Annotated in this window: 17 protein-coding genes; 8 read left to right on the top strand and 9 right to left on the bottom strand. The window is 35.0% G+C overall.

Annotation, left to right across the window (positions count from 1 at the left end; translation table 11 throughout):
- Positions 1-36 precede the first annotated feature (36 nt).
- Positions 37-660, bottom strand: coding sequence for a 3'-5' exonuclease KapD (kapD, locus tag H280_RS0118265; RefSeq protein ID WP_020062573.1), 624 nt, complete (start codon positions 658-660; stop codon positions 37-39).
- 497 nt (positions 661-1,157) lie between these two features.
- Here kapD and H280_RS0118270 point away from each other — a divergent pair, with 497 nt between their 5' ends.
- On the top strand, positions 1,158-2,483 hold the full coding sequence (locus H280_RS0118270) for an ArsB/NhaD family transporter (RefSeq protein ID WP_020062574.1): 1,326 nt from the start codon (positions 1,158-1,160) through the stop codon (positions 2,481-2,483).
- A 43-nt stretch (positions 2,484-2,526) separates the two neighbouring features.
- Here the strand turns inward: H280_RS0118270 and H280_RS0118275 are convergent, their stop codons facing one another.
- Positions 2,527-3,015: a hypothetical protein gene (locus H280_RS0118275; protein ID WP_020062575.1), complete on the bottom strand. Its 489-nt coding sequence runs from the start codon at positions 3,013-3,015 to the stop codon at positions 2,527-2,529.
- Between the two features lie 140 nt (positions 3,016-3,155).
- On the opposite strand from H280_RS0118275, the gene H280_RS0118280 reads away from it, so the two are divergent.
- Complete coding sequence (locus H280_RS0118280; protein ID WP_020062576.1) at positions 3,156-3,839, top strand: DNA alkylation repair protein; 684 nt, start codon at positions 3,156-3,158, stop codon at positions 3,837-3,839.
- Positions 3,840-4,428: 589 nt separating this feature from the next.
- On the top strand, positions 4,429-5,805 hold the full coding sequence (locus H280_RS0118285) for a glycine--tRNA ligase (RefSeq protein ID WP_020062577.1): 1,377 nt from the start codon (positions 4,429-4,431) through the stop codon (positions 5,803-5,805).
- A 90-nt stretch (positions 5,806-5,895) separates the two neighbouring features.
- On the opposite strand, the gene H280_RS0118290 is transcribed toward H280_RS0118285, so the two are convergent.
- Entirely contained in the window at positions 5,896-6,273 is a 378-nt protein-coding gene (locus H280_RS0118290) for a hotdog fold thioesterase (protein ID WP_020062578.1), read from the bottom strand.
- Between the two features lie 94 nt (positions 6,274-6,367).
- Between H280_RS0118290 and H280_RS0118295 the strand changes: the two genes are divergently transcribed.
- From H280_RS0118295 to H280_RS0118315, 5 genes are all read left to right on the top strand, one after another.
- Entirely contained in the window at positions 6,368-7,111 is a 744-nt protein-coding gene (locus H280_RS0118295; RefSeq protein ID WP_020062579.1) for a DUF3298 and DUF4163 domain-containing protein, read from the top strand.
- Positions 7,112-7,161: 50 nt separating this feature from the next.
- Positions 7,162-7,752 carry a biotin transporter BioY gene (locus tag H280_RS0118300; RefSeq protein ID WP_020062580.1) on the top strand — a complete coding sequence of 197 codons (591 nt, stop codon included), beginning with the start codon at positions 7,162-7,164 and terminating at the stop codon, positions 7,750-7,752.
- A 153-nt stretch (positions 7,753-7,905) separates the two neighbouring features.
- Positions 7,906-9,462 (top strand): murein biosynthesis integral membrane protein MurJ, encoded by a 1,557-nt coding sequence (gene murJ / locus H280_RS0118305; RefSeq protein ID WP_020062581.1) that lies wholly within the window; start codon positions 7,906-7,908, stop codon positions 9,460-9,462.
- On the top strand, positions 9,455-10,522 hold the full coding sequence (locus tag H280_RS0118310) for a glycosyltransferase (protein ID WP_020062582.1): 1,068 nt from the start codon (positions 9,455-9,457) through the stop codon (positions 10,520-10,522). Before murJ ends, H280_RS0118310 begins: the two co-directional genes overlap by 8 nt.
- A gap of 12 nt (positions 10,523-10,534) precedes the next feature.
- Entirely contained in the window at positions 10,535-11,911 is a 1,377-nt protein-coding gene (locus tag H280_RS0118315) for an O-antigen ligase family protein (protein ID WP_020062583.1), read from the top strand.
- Positions 11,912-12,094: 183 nt separating this feature from the next.
- Here the strand turns inward: H280_RS0118315 and H280_RS0118320 are convergent, their stop codons facing one another.
- The 6 genes from H280_RS0118320 to H280_RS0118345 form a co-directional block, all read right to left on the bottom strand.
- Positions 12,095-14,647, bottom strand: coding sequence for a YfhO family protein (locus H280_RS0118320; RefSeq protein ID WP_020062584.1), 2,553 nt, complete (start codon positions 14,645-14,647; stop codon positions 12,095-12,097).
- A 291-nt stretch (positions 14,648-14,938) separates the two neighbouring features.
- Complete coding sequence (locus H280_RS0118325; protein WP_020062585.1) at positions 14,939-17,641, bottom strand: YfhO family protein; 2,703 nt, start codon at positions 17,639-17,641, stop codon at positions 14,939-14,941.
- 80 nt (positions 17,642-17,721) lie between these two features.
- The gene (locus H280_RS0118330) at positions 17,722-18,144 is read right to left on the bottom strand and encodes a GtrA family protein (protein ID WP_020062586.1); all 423 of its coding nucleotides are present in this window, start codon (positions 18,142-18,144) and stop codon (positions 17,722-17,724) included.
- 12 nt (positions 18,145-18,156) lie between these two features.
- On the bottom strand, positions 18,157-19,161 hold the full coding sequence (locus tag H280_RS0118335; RefSeq protein WP_020062587.1) for a glycosyltransferase family 2 protein: 1,005 nt from the start codon (positions 19,159-19,161) through the stop codon (positions 18,157-18,159).
- Between the two features lie 139 nt (positions 19,162-19,300).
- Positions 19,301-20,191, bottom strand: coding sequence for a UTP--glucose-1-phosphate uridylyltransferase GalU (gene galU, locus H280_RS0118340; RefSeq protein WP_020062588.1), 891 nt, complete (start codon positions 20,189-20,191; stop codon positions 19,301-19,303).
- A 364-nt stretch (positions 20,192-20,555) separates the two neighbouring features.
- Positions 20,556-21,809 carry a glycosyltransferase family 87 protein gene (locus H280_RS0118345; RefSeq protein ID WP_020062589.1) on the bottom strand — a complete coding sequence of 418 codons (1,254 nt, stop codon included), beginning with the start codon at positions 21,807-21,809 and terminating at the stop codon, positions 20,556-20,558.
- Positions 21,810-22,246 lie beyond the last annotated feature (437 nt).

Consider the following 22,246-nt stretch of genomic DNA (forward strand, 5'->3'; position numbering starts at 1 on the left):
AACGACCAAACTACAATTAAAATTGTAATTTGGTCGTTATTGTGCACTCACTCTTTTTAATACTTTTGAAAAGTCTACAAGCTCACCAAGTGTTGGAGGAGCTGGTTTTACTAAATATTGCTTATCTTTCTCCACCAGCTTAAAAATATTATATGTCGTCATCGCATCATCTAGCGCACAGTGATGCTTACCTGTTCCAACCTTTCCGTATGCTTCAATTGCTTTCCATAACCCAGTTTGGTTTCGCTCTCCAAAAAAACGCTTATACTCTAATGATAAGTCACGACATTGTCCTGCAAATGGATAAGGGATACTTGCTGCTTCGCAATTCTGCTTTAGCACTTTCATATCCATATTTCCCCACGTCACAACTGTTGCACTGCAACGTTTTTCATAGTTTGCTAATCGTTCAACAAGCATTGCAAATGAAATCCCGTTGTCCACCGCTTCCTGCTGAATTCCTAAAAATGTTTTGCACCGCTCTGTTAATGCCGAAAAAGTTTCTGGTTTTACATAAGAAGAATACGTATCAACTACAACATGATTCACAACCGAGACAATTCCTACTTCAATAATTTCTGGAAAAAATCCTTTTGGTTTTTTGCGATTTTGAGGCATCGTGAACTCAAAATCTAAAAATAAAAATTGTTGTTCATCCATACGATCCCTTCCTTATAAAGTGAAACTTCCATCAGTGAAGGGCTTCATCCCCCCCACTGATGGTTAGTTGAACCAATCGGGCATCTACGGGCAGTTGCCCCCACTTCTCTTCTTTAGAAAAGCGGAAGCGGCTCTCTCCAAATCTTGAGGTGGGGGCTTACTGCCTGCAAATAGCGGGATTAACTCTTCCATTTACATCCAGTGTACCATAACAAATAACGACGAACACTTTTGAATTTACCAATTTTAATGTAGAAACCAAATCCAAATGAAACTTTCACTTCATACATTCCATAAGGTGTATCTTATATATATGTCAAATAGCTGCAAATATTTTCAAAAACAAGAAAATGGCTTAATTCATTTTTGCAGAAAATATGACAAAACTGAGGCTTTCATTTACAGCATACATTTTTCTACTTTATAATGACTTTAATTGTGTTTATTTCGCAATTGTATCAAATAATAAGAACAACTTCTGAGAGGAGATGAGATTTTTGCACGAAACAACACAAGAAATTGCAAACTGGCAATACTACTTTGCAATTGTGGTCTTTTTAGTTACATATGCCATTATCATTTCTGAAAAAATTAATCGTGCTGTCATCGCGTTGCTTGGTGCAGCCTTAATGGTCATTGTAGGCGTTGTTGATTTACATAACGCATTTACAAAGCATATTGAATGGGGAACGATTACCTTACTTATCGGTATGATGATTTTAGTTAACATTACAAGTAAATCGGGAGTCTTTCAGTACGTTGCGATTAAATCCGCTAAGAAAGCAAAAGGAAATCCAATTCGCATTTTAATTATTCTTTCCTTACTAACTGCAGTTGGTTCTGCTTTTTTAGACAACGTGACAACTGTTCTTCTCGTTGTACCAGTTACACTATCTATCACACGTATTTTACAAGTTAATCCTGTGCCGTATTTACTATCAGAAATTATTTTCTCAAATATCGGCGGAACTGCTACACTTATTGGTGACCCGCCAAACATTATGATCGGTTCGTCAAATAAACATTTAGATTTTAATGCCTTTTTAGTGAACTTAGCTCCAATTGTCATTATTATTATCGCTGTAACAGCGGTTATGTTGTACTTCATATACAGAAAACAATTGGTAGCTGATCCGATTCAAATCAAAAAATTAATGAGTTTAAATGAAAAGCAATATATTAAAGATCCAGTGCTCATGAAAAAATCATTAACGGTACTTGGTCTGACAATCATCGGCTTTATGACACACTCCATTTTTCACATTGACGCAGCAGTTATTGCCTTAACAGGAGCAACTGTATTAATGTTAATCGGCGTGAAGGAGCATGAGATTGAAGATGTGTTTGCGCATGTTGAATGGATTACGATTTTCTTCTTTGCTGGTTTATTCGTTCTCGTTGGCGGTCTTATTGATATTGGTTTAATCAAGTCGTTAGCACAACAAGTATTAAATGTAACTGGCGGTGACATTTCCTTTGCTTCTGTACTTATTTTATGGGTATCAGGTATCGCTTCTGCAACGATTGATAACATCCCATTCGTTGCAACAATGATTCCACTTATTAACGATATGACAGTTGGACTTGGCTTAACGCCATCCGATGCACAAGTTGATGTACTTTGGTGGTCATTAGCACTCGGTGCTTGTTTAGGCGGAAATGGAACATTAATCGGGGCATCCGCAAACGTAATTGTTGCAGGTATCGCAAACCGTGAAGGACATGGCTTTAGCTATATGGAATTCTTAAAAGTCGGCTTCCCAATTACCATTGTTTCATTAATCATTTCGAACATTTATATTTATTTACGTTACTTAATGTAACGAAAAAAACGGAAGGGGGAGTCCCTTCCGTTTTTTCGTACTCTCAATATCTCGGTTCATTATTTCGGATTACAAATAAATGAATCGGAAGGAAAATACAACATGTAATAACGTGCAAAATCGTGTATAGCACTGCATTTGTTGTATATCTTTCTAATAGTAGATATATAATATAAACCCCTACCACCAATAAAAGAAGTGAAGCTATAAACCTTACAAATGGAATCCACCTAGCAATAAAACAGGCAACATAGACACCAAATAGCTTCCAACCTGATTGCGGCTGCATAAATTGCGGTAATTTTTTCCCGACTAAATCTCCCCATATTTTAGAGTTTAAAAATGGAATAAATGCGAAGAAAGCATCTTCCCGCTCATTCGCTTTTGCCATGTAATACAAAGCAAATGCTGTTAACAAATAGGCGGCTACAAACCAAACTAACGCAATAATAATAAATATGAGTCCTAATGCTAAAAATCCAGCAATAATCCCATCACTCGATGCACCGTCTATTACAATTTGACTATCCATTCTAATACCCCCTTCTGTCTTAGTTCCATTCTTTTTCTATATATTCGTCACAAAAAGTATTAAGAAGTGGATAAAAAAATTTTTATCTTCGCTAAAAAGCGTTACACTTAAATAAAAAAACACGAATAAGGAGTGAACATATGCATCCTTTCACTGAAAGCTTACAAAAACACTTTGAAGCACATCGTAACCTAGAAAAAGCTGAACCAATGGAACGTTATATGAAAAACCACTTTCCCTTTCTCGGCATTCAAACACCAGAGCGAAAGCAATTATTTCGTGAAGTACTGCAAAGCACTGAAGCACCAAAATTTGCAAACCTTCCCGTAATTGTTCACGAACTTTGGGCACTGCCAGAACGTGAATTTCAAATGGTTGCTTTAACGTTACTAGATAAATATCGTAAACATTTAGATGAAACGCATATCCCACTTTTAGAAGAACTCATTACAACGAAATCATGGTGGGATTCAGTCGATATGCTCGCAAGTCATTTTATCGGCCTTATTTTCGCAGCACATCCACATTTAATCGAAATGTATATGCAAAAATGGATGACATCAAACAATATGTGGCTCCAAAGAACATGTCTTCTATTTCAGCTCAAATATAAAGAAAAAACAGATACGAAACTTCTCTTCTCGTTAATCGAACAGCTGAGTCATTCTAAAGAATTTTTCATCCAGAAAGCAATTGGCTGGGCACTTCGTGAATATGCAAAAACAAATCCTCAAGCTGTGTGGGAATTCGCACAAACACATGACCTACCACCACTTAGTAAGCGTGAAGCAATTAAACATATCAAAGAAGTATTTGAGCCGTAAACGTTTGGCTATACTATACAAATCCACTTTAATTTTTTCGGCATATAAGTCGCTGCTATGCAAGAAAAAAAACTGCTCTTTCTCTCTTTGTTTTAACTTAGCACGTGGAAGAAAAAGCCCCTGACCGTTTCTATGCATGGCCTGATACTCTCGCCCACCTAAAAAAATAGTTTTATTTCGGTTTTTCAGTTTGTATTATATATACTAGACACTACATATACTAACTTAAACACGCGCCTCTCTATTGTGAATTAGAAAAGAACATGATAGAATATGGTCATCTATTTTTTAAATATGGTAGCGATGAAGGACAAATAAGTACTTGCAAAAAAGAAGCGATTCAGGGATGGTGCAAGCCTGAAACTGCAAGGAAACAGGCAGTCCCGAGCAATACAATATAAAGTGGACATACACCTTTGTGTGTCAACTAGGGTGGAACCGCGGGCAAACGCTCGTCCCTAGGCAAATAAGCCTTGGGATGAGCGTTTTTTTATTTGAAAAGCGGAAGCGGCTCGTTCACCTAATCGCTTCTCCCAGTACTACACCACCTTTCATCGCCAATACGTTATCTTTTAAGGAGGAATTGAAAATGGCTTCAATGGAGCAAATCGTAAACTTAGCAAAGCATCGTGGTTTTGTTTTCCCTGGTTCTGAAATTTACGGCGGTCTTGCAAATACTTGGGACTATGGTCCACTTGGTATCGAATTAAAAAACAACGTAAAAAAAGCTTGGTGGAAAAAATTCATTCAAGAATCTCCGTATAACGTAGGTTTAGATGCAGCAATTTTAATGAACCCAAAAACTTGGATAGCATCTGGACACGTTGGAAACTTCAACGATCCAATGATTGACTGTAAAAAATGTAAAGCGCGCCACCGTGCTGATAAATTAATTGAAGATGCACTAGAAGCTAAAGGTATCGAAATGATCGTTGATGGTCTTACTTTCGATCAAATGGCTGGATTAATGAAAGAACACGAAGTAAAATGTCTAGATTGCGGCAGCGAAGACTTCACTGAAATTCGCCAATTCAACTTAATGTTCAAAACATTCCAAGGTGTGACAGAATCTAGCACAAACGAAATTTTCCTTCGTCCTGAAACAGCACAAGGTATTTTCGTAAACTTCAAAAACGTACAGCGCTCTATGCGTAAAAAGCTTCCATTTGGTATCGGCCAAATCGGTAAAAGCTTCCGTAACGAAATTACGCCTGGTAACTTTACGTTCCGTACACGTGAGTTCGAACAAATGGAACTTGAATTCTTCTGCAAGCCTGGCGACGATTTAGAGTGGTTCACATTTTGGCGCAACACTTGTAAAAACTGGCTTCTTGCACTTGGGATGAATGAAGAAAGCATGCGTCTTCGTGACCATGGTGAAGAAGAATTATCTCACTACAGTAATGCAACAACTGATATTGAATTTAAATTCCCATTTGGCTGGGGGGAACTATGGGGCATCGCGTCTCGTACAGACTTTGACTTAAATCGTCATATGGAACATTCTACTGAAGACTTTAATTATGTAGATCCACAAACGAATGAGCGTTACGTACCATACTGCATCGAGCCATCTCTTGGTGCAGATCGCGTAACACTAGCATTCTTATGTGATGCATATGAAGAAGAACAATTAGAAAATGATTCTCGTACAGTTCTTCGTTTCCATCCAGCATTAGCACCATTTAAAGCAGCTATCCTGCCGCTTTCTAAAAAGCTATCTGAAGGTGCCGGGGAAGTGTTCGCAGAGCTTGCGAAAGACTTTATGGTAGACTTCGACGAAACAGGTTCTATCGGTAAACGTTACCGCCGCCAAGACGAAATCGGTACACCATTCTGTATCACATATGACTTTGATTCTGTTGAAGATAACGCAGTAACAGTACGTGACCGTGACACAATGGAGCAAGTACGTATGCCAATTAGCGAACTAAAAGGCTTCTTAGAGAAGAAAATTCAATTCTAATGAAAAAAACGACTGCTTGAAGCAGTCGTTTTTTCATGTCCACCAATATATTGACGATATTCGACACGAGAATAGTCCATCTCTTCTTACTTATCTTTTCGCTTTCACCGCAACTGTACATCTTGAAATACAAATTAAATTATTTTCTTCATCAATAATTCGAATGTCCCATACCATTGTCGTCTTTCCTTTATGAAGCGGTGTTCCAATCGCTGTGACGATGCCGTCTCGTTTAGACAGCAAATGATTTGCATTAATTTCAAGACCAAAACAAATATATTTCTCTTGATCAATTAAATTGTATGTGCCTACACTAGCAACTGTTTCTGCTAAAGCAACAGAAGCTCCTCCGTGTAAAAAGCCCAATGGTTGATGCGTACTTCCATGTACTGGCATCGTCGCCACAACCTTTTCCTCTGTCATTTCTAATAATTCAATACCTAACGCTTCCATTAATGTTTTAGGCATATGGCAGTCCCCTTTCAAATTACCAAAAAATGCATAATAAAATCTATTTCTTTTCAAACTATTAGTAAGTCTACAATACATGGAGGTATATTATATGAAGAAACTATTATATATCATGTTACTTTTTCTCTTCTTAATTGCTATTGTACCAAAAGAAACAATAGGAGCCCAAGCATCTAACATTACAATTGAGGTACATACTGCAACCAAAAAAGGTAAGAAGCCTTATTTTGAATATCAACTCAATTACCCACAATTTCGTAACATTCCAAATGAGCAATTTCAAAAGAAAGTAAATAGATATTATGAGAAAAGTATACATGAGTTTAAACGGAGATTAGAAAAAGATGCAAAAACATATTACGAACAGGTCAAAGAAACTGATGCACCGTTTCATCCATATGTTGCAAATGTCGACTACAAAATTGGATTCAATACATTCCCATTACTCAGTCTGTATGTAAACTATTATCAATATACAGGCGGTGCTCATGGCATGTATGAATGGAAAGCAAATACATTCGACATGCAGCAGAACAAACCGCTTCGCTTAGCAGATTTATTTCAAAAAGATAGTCAATATGAAAACATTATTAGGATCGAAATCGTTAGACAAATTGAACAAAATAAGGAGAATTTCTTCCCAGACGCCGCTGAGAAAGTAATGAATGAAAAAAAGCTCAAATACGTTTTAGAACAAGACAATTTAATGATTTACTTCCCGTTGTACGAAATTGCACCATACGTCAGTGGCATTCCACAATTCCGTATTCCTTATACGCTACTTCGTGAAGTATTAGAGCCGAAATATCAAAATATTTTAATTGACAACGCCTAGACGGATTCAGTACTATAATGTTAACCTAAACACAACAGGAGGTTGACATTGTGAATAAACTTCGTGCATTAGACTTAGCCTTAGCCGCTATGTTTGTCGCACTTATGGCGATTGGTGCCAATATTACATCTTGGGCACCATTTCTACAAGTTGCAGGTGTTCCACTTTCTATGCAGCCATTCTTCGCTATTTTAGCTGGTCTTCTTCTCGGAAGCCGCCTTGGGGCCTTATCTATGATCGTTTATGCATTAATTGGAATTGCCGGAGCACCTATATTTGCTGGATTTAAAGCTGGATTTAGTCAACTATTAAGTCCAACTGGCGGATTTATTATCGCTTTCATTATCGTTGCTTATGTAACAGGTAAGATCGTTGAACAAGTGAAAAAGCCAAAATTCGGGGCATTCATTACAGCTTCAGCTGTTGGAATCATCCTTACCTATGTCATTGGAACAACTTATATGTACTTAGCTATCAATAACTGGATGGGCGGTCACATTAGCTATGTAGCTGCCTGGAAAATTATGATGTGGTTTGCAGTAAAAGATGTTATCTTCACAATCATTGGTGCAGTCATTGCACCTCGTATATACTATGCGGTTCGCCGTTCTGCATATCAAAATAGTCGCTTCGCTTCATAAATTATTACCTTTTATTATGAGCTAAAGAGGATATTCTCCGATTGGATGAGTATCCTCTTTTTCATGACTATTACCAAGATATATATTTGATTTTTACATACAAATAAATTATGCTTGAAAAAGAATTAAATTAAAGTAAGGATTTGATTAGAAATGAGTAGAGAAGCATCTCAAGACAAGACAAAAAGATTTCTCATTGTAACACTATTTTTCACACTTGGGACAGCTTTAGGCAAACTACTTGGATTCGCAAAAGAAGTAACACTTGGAGCTTATTTCGGTACAAACTATGCGGTTGATGCATACGTTGTCGCTTTAAATATACCTACGATTGTTTTTACTGGTATCACAGGGGCTTTCGCCTTTTCTTTCATTCCTATCTTTATGGAGTTAAAGGGAAAAGATCCGGTTAAAGCATATCGATTCATGAATAATTTTTTAAACATTGTTCTACTTATTTTTTTGATTCCGCTTTTGCTCATTGAATTGCAGCCCCGTTTCTTCATTTCACTATTTGCGCACGGGCTCCCTGAGCAAACAGCTTTGTTATCAGCTCACTTAATACAAATTATTTTTCCGACCGTATTTTGTACATTCATGATCGATATTTTTAATGCTTATTTAAACAGTTTACATAAATTTCGTATTACAAGTATGCAATGGGTTGTATTAAACGGAATTACACTTATTATCTTTGTGGCCCTTGTACAATGGATTGGAATTTATGCACTTGCACTTGGTGTTATTGTCGGAAACATCGTACAAAACATACTCGTTTATATTGCTTCCAAGAGGGAAGGGTATCGTTATCAATTTATAATCGACTTTAAAGACCCTTCTTTAAAAACGATGATTTCTTTGAGCATTCCTGCTTTCATTACAAGTACGTCTGTTCAAATTAATCTACTTGTTGATCGTACACTAGTCTCTGGATTAAATGAAGGCTCTATTGCGGCGCTTAATTATTCCCAAAAGCTATACTTTATTCCGCTTGGGTTAATTGCTGCTCCTGTCTTAACAGTTATGTATCCTAAATTTGTTGAATACGCGAATCAATCAAACTGGAAAGACTTCACAAAATTAATGGAAACAAATATAAAGGTGTTGCTATATTTATTTATTCCTGTCTTTATTTATTTCACCTTTTTTACAGAGGAGATCGTCAAAGTTATTTATAACTATGGGGCATTTGGGAAAGATTCTATTATGATGACAGCAACCGCGTTGCAATTTTATGCGTTAGCTGCCCTTATGCAGCCATTAAAAGACTTACTTGACCGTTTGCTTTTTTCTTTGAAGCTGAATCGATACATTATGTATGCATCGATTATTTCCATGATTATAAATGTTTTCTTATGTATTATACTTGTTAACCAGATCGGTTTAGCTGGTGCAGCTCTTTCCACTTCAATAGCATCAGCGAGCACTGTACTTATGCTATTATGGATGCTCCGAAAATTCATGAAAGAGAAAGAACAGGTGAACTTGCGCTACGGTGGCTTTTTATTCAAATGTATTGTTGCATCTTTTGTAAGCTTGTATACTTCCAAACTGCTGCTTCATTTCTTACATGATACAAAGTTGCTTATCTTATTAGCAATAGCAATTGGTGCCATCGTTTACTTACTCGTTACTTACACATTTAAGATAAAGGAGCTACAACAATTGCTATCGCTATTTTTAGGTAGAAGGAAGGATATAAATGAATAAAATTATGTACCTTTTAAATTATATCGGGGATGGAGGATCAGAAAAATACGTTCTAGATTTAATGGAATCTATTGGGCCAGAGCGCTGTATCCTTGTGTACTCTACCCCTGGTCCTTTCTTAAAAAAGTTTGAACAACTAAATGTACCGATGTACCGCATTGACATGCGTCATCCTTTTGATATGCAGGCTGCCCTGCAATTAAAGAAGATTATCAAAAAAGAAAAAGTCGATATTGTTCATGCACAATTTTTACGTGAAAACTATATTGCAATTTTAGCCAAACTATTAGGTGCTCCTATTCGAGTCATTTGGACATATCACGTAAATGTGCCGATGCCATTTCACCTAAAGTGTATCAATTCTTTTTTTACTCGCTATAACGATGCAATCATTTGTATCTCTCAATTTATGAAGCAGCAACTATGTCAAAAGGGCATACCAGAAAAAAAGATACATGTTATTTATAACGGGGTTGCAGATCCATATACAGATGTCCCTCTTTCTCAGCGGGAGCCAAAAAAAATTGCTGTTATTGGGAGGCTAAGCAAAGAAAAAGGACAACTGTTCTTATTAACAAGCTTGCAAAAGCTAAAAGCTCTGCATCCATCTTTAGAGTGGCACTGCGATATTATCGGTGAAGGACCATTAAAAACAGAGTTAACAACTATGATTCAAGAGTTATCACTAAGTGAGCATGTATCATTAAGTGGATTCCAAGACGATATTATAAAAGAGTATACCGAACATGATATTATTGTAATCCCGTCAGAAAATGAAGGATTATCCTATGTTGCTATTGAAGCAATTGCTATGAAAAAGCCTGTGATTGCAACAAATGTCGGCGGCTTGCCAGAAGTAATTGTTCATAACCAGTCAGGGCTATTAATACCATTTGGATCGGAAGAAACATTAGCTGCTTCCTTAGCACAATTATTACAAGATGAAGAATTATGTCATTCCTTAGCAGAATGCGGGCGCGAACATTACTTACAACACTTTACTTTCTCAAAAATGGTGAACGAAGTTACAACAATTTATCGCATACCATCATCATGTTAAAGGAGGGTATATATGACACATTCAACTCGATTCTACTATATATGGGCAAGTATCTTCTTCATTATATCGGGATTACTATTTTCATCAACTTATACCGGGCTTTTCATTTCTTTCGTACTAGCATGTGCTGCTTTTCGAGATGAAAAGCTCGGTATTGCTTATTTATTACTATTTATCCCGATGCGCCCGTTTCTCGTTGCTTTTAACCCTGGGCTAAAGTTTATCGGTCTATTTATCATCATCGCTCTCTTAGTGCGTCTATTACGGCAATATCGAAATAATATTTCAAAGCTTTTTTCATTCCGGTACTTTGAAATATTATACTTTCTTTTCTGCTTATTCGGTGCGGGAATCGGTCTATTAAACGGCGTTTCATTTATTGCAATTGCTATGCAATTACACACATTACTTCTATTTTATTTTGTATACTATATCACGTCCCGCATCACCATTCATCATGAGGATATAGTGTTTTTTGCGAAAATTACTTTTATCGCGTCTAGCATTATGGCCGTGCAAGGTTTAATTGAAAAACTATCATTGCGCACTATTGTTTTGCCGGAAGCTTGGAAAGCTCTCGTCCTTGCTCCGACAAATAAAATTCGGATATACGGCATGGCTGGCGGTCCAAATGAATTAGCATTATATTTGACGTTAGCTTTTCTCATTTCTTTATACGTCCTTCAACACGTATCAGGGAAAATGAAATATGTCACATATACAGGTCTTACGCTTATTGCCACAACATTATGGCTCACATATTCACGCGGTGCATTTCTGACAGTTATCGTCTTTATGCTTATCTATCTATGTATCCACCGAAAAATTCCCATTTGGAGATCATTGCTAATCATCTCCCTTTTGTCCTTCCTATGTGCAACATGCATCTCAAAAATGACAAACTATTTAGAGGGAGATCAAGTAGGCGTAAAACGATTTACAGAAGCATTATCAGAAGACACAGTTGAACTTAGTAAACAAGACGGACGCATTTACTACGTAAAAAAAGCAGTTGAAATCTTTCAAGATAAGCCGATTACTGGCTATGGACTAGGTACATTTGGAGATGCTGCTACGCAAACTTTTTCATCACCTATTTACGAAAAGTATGAGATCACATGGGATTTTTATTCTGACAATCAATACATTCAAATCCTTGCTGAGACAGGTATTATTGGTGTGCTTTTATGTGCGGGATTTACACTTGGATTCCTTTCTCTTCTTTGGAAATATAGGAGAAAAGCACCGTTTGCTCCTCTTACTTTATATTTAATAGTTGGAGCGATTATTGGAAGCGCATTTTATAACATATTAGAAAATGCTTCGTTTATGATGTATTTCTTTTTAACAGCCGGGTATATACAGCATGCTACGAAAAAAAGCTACTGAAAATTCAGTAGCTTTTTTCTTATATATAGCTATGGATGTTACAACATGCTCACTACTTGCTTGCTCCCTTTGTTTTAAACCTCGCACGTGGCAAAAAAAGGCACTGACCGTTTCTATGCACGGCCAGATGCTCTCGACCATTTAAAAAGAAAAAGGTTTTTATTTCGTTTTTTCAAGTTGTATTTATAGATTATTTTCCCGTAACTTTCTTACCTGTACAACCGTAAACAAGATCGTAAGAATGATGCTTACACCAGAAATAATCATACCGATTTTTAACCCTGGAGAATGGTAAGTAAGCACCATTTCATAATTACCAGCTTCCGCCTTCACTCCTAGCAACCCATCCACAACTGCTGTTGTAGTATGCTCTTTCCTGTCGATTGTAACTGACCAACCAGCATCATAAGGAATTGGGAAGACAAATGTAGCGTCCTTCTTCAATGCAGCATTTCCCTTAACCATTTTTCCGGAGTTTTCCGTAACCTTCATACTACTTCTTTGTAATGCTTTTATTGTCTCATTAAATTTATCTATATCTAATCCATAGAACTGTAAACCTTTTAATGAAAAGATATCTTCCTGTTCAACTTTGATCTTCATTGTTGTAATCCCGTTTGTTGGGAAGTACCCAAAATCAATCAAAGTTTTTTCGATATCTGGCGGTAAATAACATGGATACTTTTCATTCACAATAATTTCTTTCCAATTTTCAATCCCTGTAGCTAATCCGTATAATTGAACTTCTTTCGGTATATTTACTTGAACCGTAATATATCCCGGTTTTTCCTTATTCACTCGTTCATATTTCCCTTTTTGTCCTGAAATAGCAACCATATTTTCCAATGAAATCTTTGGATCGTCTAACTTTTTAAATAGCGTTCCTTCTTTTACATTAATCAATTTTTCTTGAAAAACAAACGGATTTTTTTCATCTTTAGAAGGTATATGTTCGATTGGATAACCAAACGGAATAATATTCTTATTCTTAAACACATTCGCAAAACCAAATTGATTTATTTTTTCATGCCCATATTTCGGTACGTTACCATCCTCAATTTTATATCCAATTTTTAAAATCGCATCCATAAGCAACGTATCACCATGGTTATTGGATACTAAAAAGTCCGAAGACGTTGAATAACCCGTTAACTTTAAAAAGCGATGAAATGATCCATTTGCCATCGAGTTAAATGTTTGGAAAGATGGATAATTATATTGCAGGGAATCATTTAGCGTTCGAAAATATTTAGTACTTACGCGATAATGCTCTGCATTCATTTCATTTACATATTGAATAGCTTTTTTCGCACTGTTGTTTAATTCGTATTCTTTACGTTTTGCATAAGTCATTTCTTGATGTAGGTCATCAATATAGCATTTTGTATTGAAACCAACATCAAATATTAAATAAAGGAACAATAATCCTGTCGTTACTTTTGTTAATGATTGTCTCATCATACGAATATGCAATATTACAACAACAACTGTAATAAAAATGGCGTTTATGAGTAGTATCTCACTATGAACTACTTCATAATGTTTCACTGACAATGCATACAATAAAATCATATGAATCATATAACTAATCCATAACGACAAAACATATTTTCGACTTATATGTTGAAATACTCTTGCTGCCATAAAAACAGCTAACATCACAAAGGCAAATGCAAAACGATGTGGATATGCATTTGGCGGCTTATTTCCATGCCAAGCTAAATTTAAAAATGGAATTGCAAAACTATAAATTAAGAATAGAAATACAAATATAGATAAGAATTTTTCTCTTTTATTAATTTCTTTATTAACAAAGTATAAAGGTAATAATACGAGTACTAATGTGGATGCATATACATTCGGAGTACCAAATAAACTTGAATCATATCCACCAGATAATAGCTTCCAATAGAAAAGAAGTAAATCCAGCTTCCATTCTAATTTAAAGTCCGTTGAACTGATACTATATGGATTACTCTTTAATGTTTCAAAAGTTGGAAGAATAATCACCGCTCCTATTCCAGCAGCTAATCCCGTTCCTATGCAGAAAAGAAGAAAATATTTTCCCCATGTTTTTATATCCCAAAACTCATATTGTATAAAGAGACGCATCATAAAATAAAGGAATGTAAAAATCCCAAACATAAAGGAAATATAGAAATTTGCGATAAACATAATTGCTAGCACAGCCGTAAAGAAAATAACATTTCTATCACGTAAAATCTTTTCAACTCCCATTAAAACGACAGGTAGTAATACAACACCATCTAGCCACATGACATGAAACGAATAGGCCATAACATAGCCTGATAATGCATAAGCCGTTGCAAACAGCAATACCCCTTTATACTCTTTTCCTATCACATAACGTAAAAACAAGCCGCATGTTACTCCTGCCCCCCCCACTTTTAGAAGGGTAATAAGAAAAATAAATTCTGGAATGTTCGCTTTATTGAAAAAGAAAAGAAGAGTAGAGAATGGACTTGATAAATAGTAAGAGAACGTTCCTATAAAGTTAAGTCCCCCGCCCAATTCTGGTGTATATTGTAAACTCTTTCCTTCTGCAAATACGTTATATAAATAAGAATAAAATTGAACATATTGTGTATTTAAATCACTAATTAATAGTGAATACTTTCCAAACGGATACATACCAAATATAGCATAACTTATTAGAAGTATCCCAAATGGAATGAAAAAGAACAAAACGCCATATAAGCTTCTTAAGTGTTTCATTATTGTATGCTCCTGTTTTATTCTTATCTTTTATATCCTTGCCATTTTTCATGCAAATGAATATATAAAAATCCTCTCCAAAAGAAGTGCACCCCAATTGTTAGACACATTCTAACAATTGGGGTGCTTTTTATATGCGATTATTCTCTAAATCAGAAAAATTAAAAGGCCTGAGCCCAGTACAATACCGAGTTCAGGCCTTAAACGCCGCCTAACGAAATAACTTGTCTAACTTTATGTGGTCACTTCAAAACAGGTTCTGTTACCCCTACTTAGAAAGGATCCCTCACATTACTTCCTCTTCTTTGACACGATAAAACAAAGAACAATCGCTGATAGCAAGCTAATAACAGAAATGATGACACCTACTACAAATCCTGGGGATGTATACTTCAATTCAATTGTATGTGTTCCTTTTGGTAGTTCTACGCCAAGAAATGCATCATTTAATTTCAGTGTTTTCTCATCTTTTCCATCAACTGTAACTTTCCATCCTTTATCATATGGAATAGATAAGAAAAGGAGATTATCTTGTTTTACATCAATCTTTCCTTGCACACTGCGACCAGTATAATTTGTTACGTTCAATGGTTGTTGTTTTAATTCATCCACACGCTTTTCAAATGTATCTATATCAAGTCCATAGAACAATTGTTGATCCAATATAATGGAATGAGGCTTTACTTCCACTTCCACTTCTACTTCCACTTTTTCATTTTCAAAAGAGCCTAGATCAAGGATACCATTGTTCCAATAATAAGATGGATAATCAGATACGTCACTGTCCGGTCCTTCACCGATTGTTTTACCTAATGTATGTCCATTTACGTAAACCTTTGTTACACCAGTTGGTTCTACACGTAATTTTGTATATAACTGCTGTTTTCCTTTTACGTCAAACACATATTTAATACTTGCTGTCTTATTCTCTTGCTGCTTTAACAATTCAATTGGCTTTTGTTTTGTAAGAGTCATTATTTTTTTCTCAGCAGCAAGTTGCTTCTTACTTTTTTTCGTTTCTACTACTTCCAAGTTGTTATATTGAACAGAAGTTGGTGTAAGCGACTTATAATAGCTAACAGTTTGTCCATTTAACTTGCCAATTAGTTTATTTTGCTCTTCAAATGAGTTTGTATAGTTCGTTTTTTCAACCTTTAATTTCTCTTTGCCTTTTGTATCAAACTCACCTTTATTGACCATATATCCAAACGGAAGAGCATTTTTATTCTCATATACAGAGATATTTCCGACACTGTCAACTTTTTCAAAGCCATATTTATTTAATGGTCGATCCGAAATCATATACTTCATACCAAACAGGGCATCAGTTGAAACAATTCCTTTGCTATTTTGCAAAATTAACGCGTCCAAATAACCGTAACCTAAATCTTGCATATATAAATTCAAATGCCCATTCGCAACAGAATTGAAATGAGTAAGTCCTTTATACCCAAAGCGCATTGCGTCATTCCAAGTTCTTCCCATTGTCGTTTCCATGCGATATAGCCCTTTGTCTTTTTCAGCTACTTTTTGAATTGTTTCTTCATATCTCGGATATGGAGATGCATATTCTTGACGATTAATATAGCCATACTCATAGCCCATTAACTTAATCATATATACTGTGTTAAGTGAAACATCTAGCAAAGCTACAGCTACTAACGCGAAAGATATCAATGCTTTGTTCTTTGTTAATCGAACTTTTGCATATAGTAACAACGCATATACAACAACGAAAAAGATGTTTGCCATCATTTTATTGGATTGCATATAAGAAGGTGCTACTTTTCCAAGTAAAACAATCATAAATAGATTAAAGAAAACAACCTTTTTCAATGCCGGTAATAATTCTTCTCCAAATACCATAAACGTTCGAACAGCCACATAAATCAGTAAGAATGACAATACAAACGAATAACGATACGGGAAATTTGTTGGTGGTTCAAAACCATGCCAAGCAATATTTAAAAACGGTATTTCAAAAGAGAGAACGATAAAGAGCATCACTGCCCCGTATACAATTTTTTCTTTTAATGAAATTTTCTTTGTTACAAAGAATAATGGAACAAGTAAGAGTGTTAATACACCGGCATACACGTTTGGCATTCCATCAACTGTTGTATCAATAATTCCATTAAAGAAACGACTATAAAAATCAAATGGGTCGAAATTAAATGCTGTAGAAAATGGCAGTTTCGTACGCTCTGCAAAGTTTCCCTTTAAGTCCATATACGTTGGAAACGTAATAAATGCTGACATTCCAGCTGCTAGCCCCGTCCCAATGCAGAACCATACAAACTTTTGCATAAATTGCTTTACATTACGAACGTCATAAATGACACAGAAACGCGCCACAAAGTAAATAAATGTAAATATCCCCACCATAATGGACATGTAAAAGTTTGTAATAAACGTGAGAGCTAAACTAAAAATAAACAATCCGTATTTTTTAGTCGTCAATAACCTCTCAATTCCAAGCATAATAAGTGGCAGTAAATAAATTGCATCTAACCACATCACGCAGAAAGAATAAACTGTTACAAATGACATTAATGCGTAAAAAGTTGAGAATAATGCGATTGTAATTTCACGACGCTTCATCATATGACTTAAATAATACGTCATTGTCACGCCAGCTAACCCAACTTTCAATAATGTCATAACCATAATTGCTTCTGGAATATGAGCACGATCAAAAAAGAGAATTAACATAGAAAATGGGCTTGCTAAATAGTAGGCAAATACGCCAAGAAAATTTAGTCCCATTCCGCCTTCCCAACTATAAAAAATGCTTTTTCCATTCTTCATAACATCATATAAATATGTGTAAAACTGTACATACTGTGTATGCAAATCAGTAACAAGAATTGATTTTTGTCCAAATGGAGCAATACCAATCAGTATAAACATTACACCATAAATAGAAAACGGAAGGAAAAAAGCTAATGCATATAAAAATTTCTTTTTCTTAAATAAATCTAACAGTTGTTGCATTATACTCCTCCATATCATTCCTAGTTCGAAAATATATGTATAAAAAACAATAGCCGGCATAAAGCCCAGCTATTTGTTTTTTATGCATTTTGGCCTTGTTTTACTTCGACCTTCTTTTTAAATATTATATATTTACTTGCAAAATAGTTAACAACAACAACAACAACATTCGCAATAACTTTAGATACTAAATCATTGATACCTAACCATTCGACTAATGCAATCATGGAGAAAATATCAATGAAATACGATAAAACGCGAAATCCCATAAAATAGAAAAACTCTTTCATTACATGGGAAAAACTTGTTTGTTGGCTGTTAAATACATACTTTTTATTTGTAATATACGCAAACAACACAGATACAATCCATGCAATTGTCGTGGCAACTTTGTAATCCATCCCAGCTAAAGTTGTGCAAATAAAATACGTAACAATATTAACTAGCGTCGTTAAACCACCAAAAAGCAAATAGTTAAAGATTTCTTTTGTTTTGTTATTCACGCTTATAATCTCCTAACGATTTGACTTTACCTTATGATCTTCTACGCGATATAACTTTGCTGTCGGCTTTTCATCCAAATTTGTTACTTTATCATCGTTATACTCATCTACAAAGTATAGTGGACGATTTTTCGTTTCATTAAAGATACGCCCTAAATACTCACCGATAATTCCAATTGAAATCAACTGTACTCCACCAAGGAATAAAATCGCTGTCATCATCGATGGATATCCGCTTACAGATTCACCATACATCATCGTTTTAATAATAATCCAAAGCATATAGCAAAATGCGCCAAATGATACAGTAAATCCTAAGAAGGATGCGAGACGTAATGGGAACGTTGTAAAGGATGTGATTCCTTCAATTGCTAAATCCATTAGCTTAAAGTAATTCCATTTCGTTTCACCAGCTGCGCGTGGGTCACGATCGAATAAAATTTCTTTCTTATTGTATCCAATCCAACTGAACATTCCTTTTGTATAACGCTGTGTTTCACGAATTTTCTTTAATGCTTCCACGCAACGTCTGTCCAGTAAGCGAAAATCTCCTGTGTTTTCTTGAATTGGGATTCTTGTTGTTTTCTTTAATAGGCTATAGAATTTTCCAGCCGTCCACTTTTTCGCCCAAGATTCTCCTGCACGAGAACGTCTTTTTGCATAAATATCATCATAGCCTTGCTCCCAATATTGAATCATTTCCGGGATTAATTCTGGTGGATCTTGTAAATCAGCATCGATAATGATAACTGCATCCCCCATCGCATGATCAAGTCCTGCGATCATCGCTGTTTCTTTTCCAAAGTTACGAGATAAATCTACATAAGAAATACGATTATCGCGTAATCGAAACTCTTTAATAATATTTAATGTATTATCTTTACTTCCATCATTCACAAATAAAATCTCAAAGTTGTAATTTGGTACTGACTCAATTACACCTATCAAACGACTATACAGTTGATCAAGTACTTCTTCTTCGTTGTATGCCGGTACTAAAATTGTAATGGTCTTCAAAGAAGGTACCCCTTTCTTTTCAAATTTTCTACGTAAAGAACAATTTATAAGCACAGATTAGACATAGTAAATTGGATGTTTTCCTTAGAATACCTCATTCCCCAATTCACTATGTCTAATCCTGCACATCTATCAATAATTAATTTTTAACTGCTTTCCCTTGTTCTTGAACAAGTTTTTGCATAATTTGTAGTAAATCTTCTTTTAATTCTTCGTGTTGCAATGCCATTTCAATTGTTGTTTGAATAAAACCAAGTTTTTCACCAACATCATAACGTGTTCCTTCAAAATCGTAAGCGAATACACGTTGAATTTCATTTAGATTTTGGATTGCATCCGTTAATTGAATTTCACCGCCAGCACCGATATGTTGCTCTTCTAAGAAGCGGAAGATTTCAGGTGTTAAAATATAACGCCCCATAATCGCTAAATTTGAAGGTGCTGTACCTTGTGCTGGTTTTTCAACAAATTGTTTTACTTGATAACGACGACCATCTTTTTCTAATGGGTCAATAATACCATAACGATGTGTTTCATTTTCCGGAACTGTTTGCACACCAATTACAGATGACAATGTTTTTTCATACTCATCGATCAATTGTTTTAAACAAGGTGTTTCTGCTTGCACAATATCGTCTCCAAGTAATACAGCAAACGGCTCATCACCAATGAATTTGCGTGCACACCATACTGCATGTCCTAAACCTTTTGGTTCTTTTTGACGAATGTAGTGAATATCAACCATTTTAGAAGAAGCTTGTACTCTTTCAAGTAGCTCATACTTTTTCTTCTCTAATAAATTTTGTTCTAATTCAAATGCATTATCGAAGTGATCTTCAATTGCGCGCTTTCCTTTACCCGTAACGATAATAATATCTTCAATACCAGCAGCTACTGCTTCTTCAACGATATATTGAATTGTTGGCTTATCAACAATCGGTAACATTTCCTTTGGCATCGCCTTGGTTGCTGGTAAAAAACGTGTTCCAAGACCAGCAGCAGGGATAATGGCCTTTCTTACTTTTTTCATACTTACAACCTCTTTCTTTATTGGTCTATATGTGCATTTATACAATTATTTATTATTTAATTTGCCCTGTCTCAATACATTTATTGAGTAAATTTTATTTCTTTACAGGACATGTCCTATCGAAAAACGCAACTTCTATATTATATATCTATTAATCTAAGCATTATGTTACATTTTTCTTACATGTTTGTCTTTTCACTTATCGAAAATGATACTTCCTACAAATTCTACATGATTGCTTCTTTATTCGTCAAGGTTACTTAGAATTTATAGCAACTAACAAATTTATCTATTTATTTTCTTACAGGAAATCTAATGTTAAGTATACGTGATTAAATACACGTGTCAAAAACAAAAGATTTGACTATTCTTTTCTTTGACCGTACGCATATTTATATCTGTCTAAAAGTGCATAAAAAAGTATCAACATAGCAAGAAAATAACGCATTCCAATTGGTGGATCCAAGAAGATAGCAATTGCAATCGCAGATAGAACTACATGCCAAACGCTTCTCTCATCTAAATCGAAACAATACATTTTCTTACCATTTTCAAACACTTCACTTAAAGAATGACTAAATACATGTGCCAGTAAAAAAACGATAACGATAACCATTAATACAGGATAGTGAACCTCAACAACTGGCGAGAATAGCAACATCAATATTGTAACAAGCGCGAATTCAAATGCACTATTTTTTTGACATTTTTTAATTATCAAGAATGTAATTATTAACATAAGAACTACATAAACAAGATGCAATTTACTAATTGGCACATGAGGAAGATACGTTTTCAAAACGCCTTTAAAAGAGCTGTCCCAAGGAGCACCGCCATGCATCTCATTGATTTTATTTACAACGAATAAATCTTTCGTTACATATTCCCAAACTACATTCCAACCAACTACATAAATGGTAATACTAGCCGTGACAATCGTCGTAATAACTGCACTAAGAAACACTTTCCATTCTTTCTTGAATAGGAAATAAACAAGAAAAATACCTGGAAGTATTTTGAAACTAGTTGCTAAAACAATCGGAATCCCTGCTAGCCATTTATGTTTCGACTGATAAAAATAAAACGTTAAACATAATAAAAAGAAAATTAAACGATTTGACTGTCCCCAAAAGTAATCTGCATGCACAGGAAATAAAATAATTGCTACAGAAAATAAAAGATATTTTATCCCTTTTCCCGTTCCTTTGTAAGATGCTTGAATAACTAATATAACCCCAATTACAAATAGCATGCTATTGAAGGCAGTCCATAGGAATTTAGCCTTTTCATATGGAAAGGCAGCAAACCATGATAAAAATATCGCAAACTGCGGAGGATACATGTAATATCCTAAATCACCTTTTGTTCCACCATACAACTGACGAAATGTTTCCATTTGATGATCTAAATTGTATAGTAGATCAATCGAAGCATCATGCCAAATTGTATAGAAAGAATAATAAAAGAAGTGGAAATCGTCATATAATTGTACAAAAGGTTCTGGATGTATTATATGATTCCATAAAATTTTATAAAAAACAAAGTAACTCATAACTCCGAGTAAGATTATCATCGAAATAAGTTTAAATTTGTTTTCTGCCACATTGATTTTTACCATCAGTTCCCTTCCTCTCAACTCTATAAATATTACATATTCATATTTAAATTTCTAAACGAAAATTAGTTTGAATTCTCTAATTTTAATTTTAAACAGTTGTAATCAAAATCGTTCAAGTTTAACATATTACTTACTTATATATAGATGCAAATTGAAAAACTAACATAAAAACCCTTTTCTTTTTCGGTGGGTGAGAGCAACTGGCCATGCATAGAGGCGGTCAGTTCCTTTTCCTGCCACGTGCAAAGTTTAAAACAAAGATAGACAGCAAGTAGCGGCCATGTTTTGTTCTGCATAGCAGCGACTTAGATGTTAAAAAGTCAACTTGTATTTATATACAATCCCTAAAACATTAAGTATATCTTTGAAATCGTATATACTTTAAACATAAATAGAACAGAAGTCTTTAATATACTAAAGACTTCTGTTTCAGCTTA

This window comes from Bacillus sp. 123MFChir2 (assembly GCF_000383235.1).
Lineage (GTDB): Bacteria > Bacillota > Bacilli > Bacillales > Bacillaceae_G > Bacillus_A.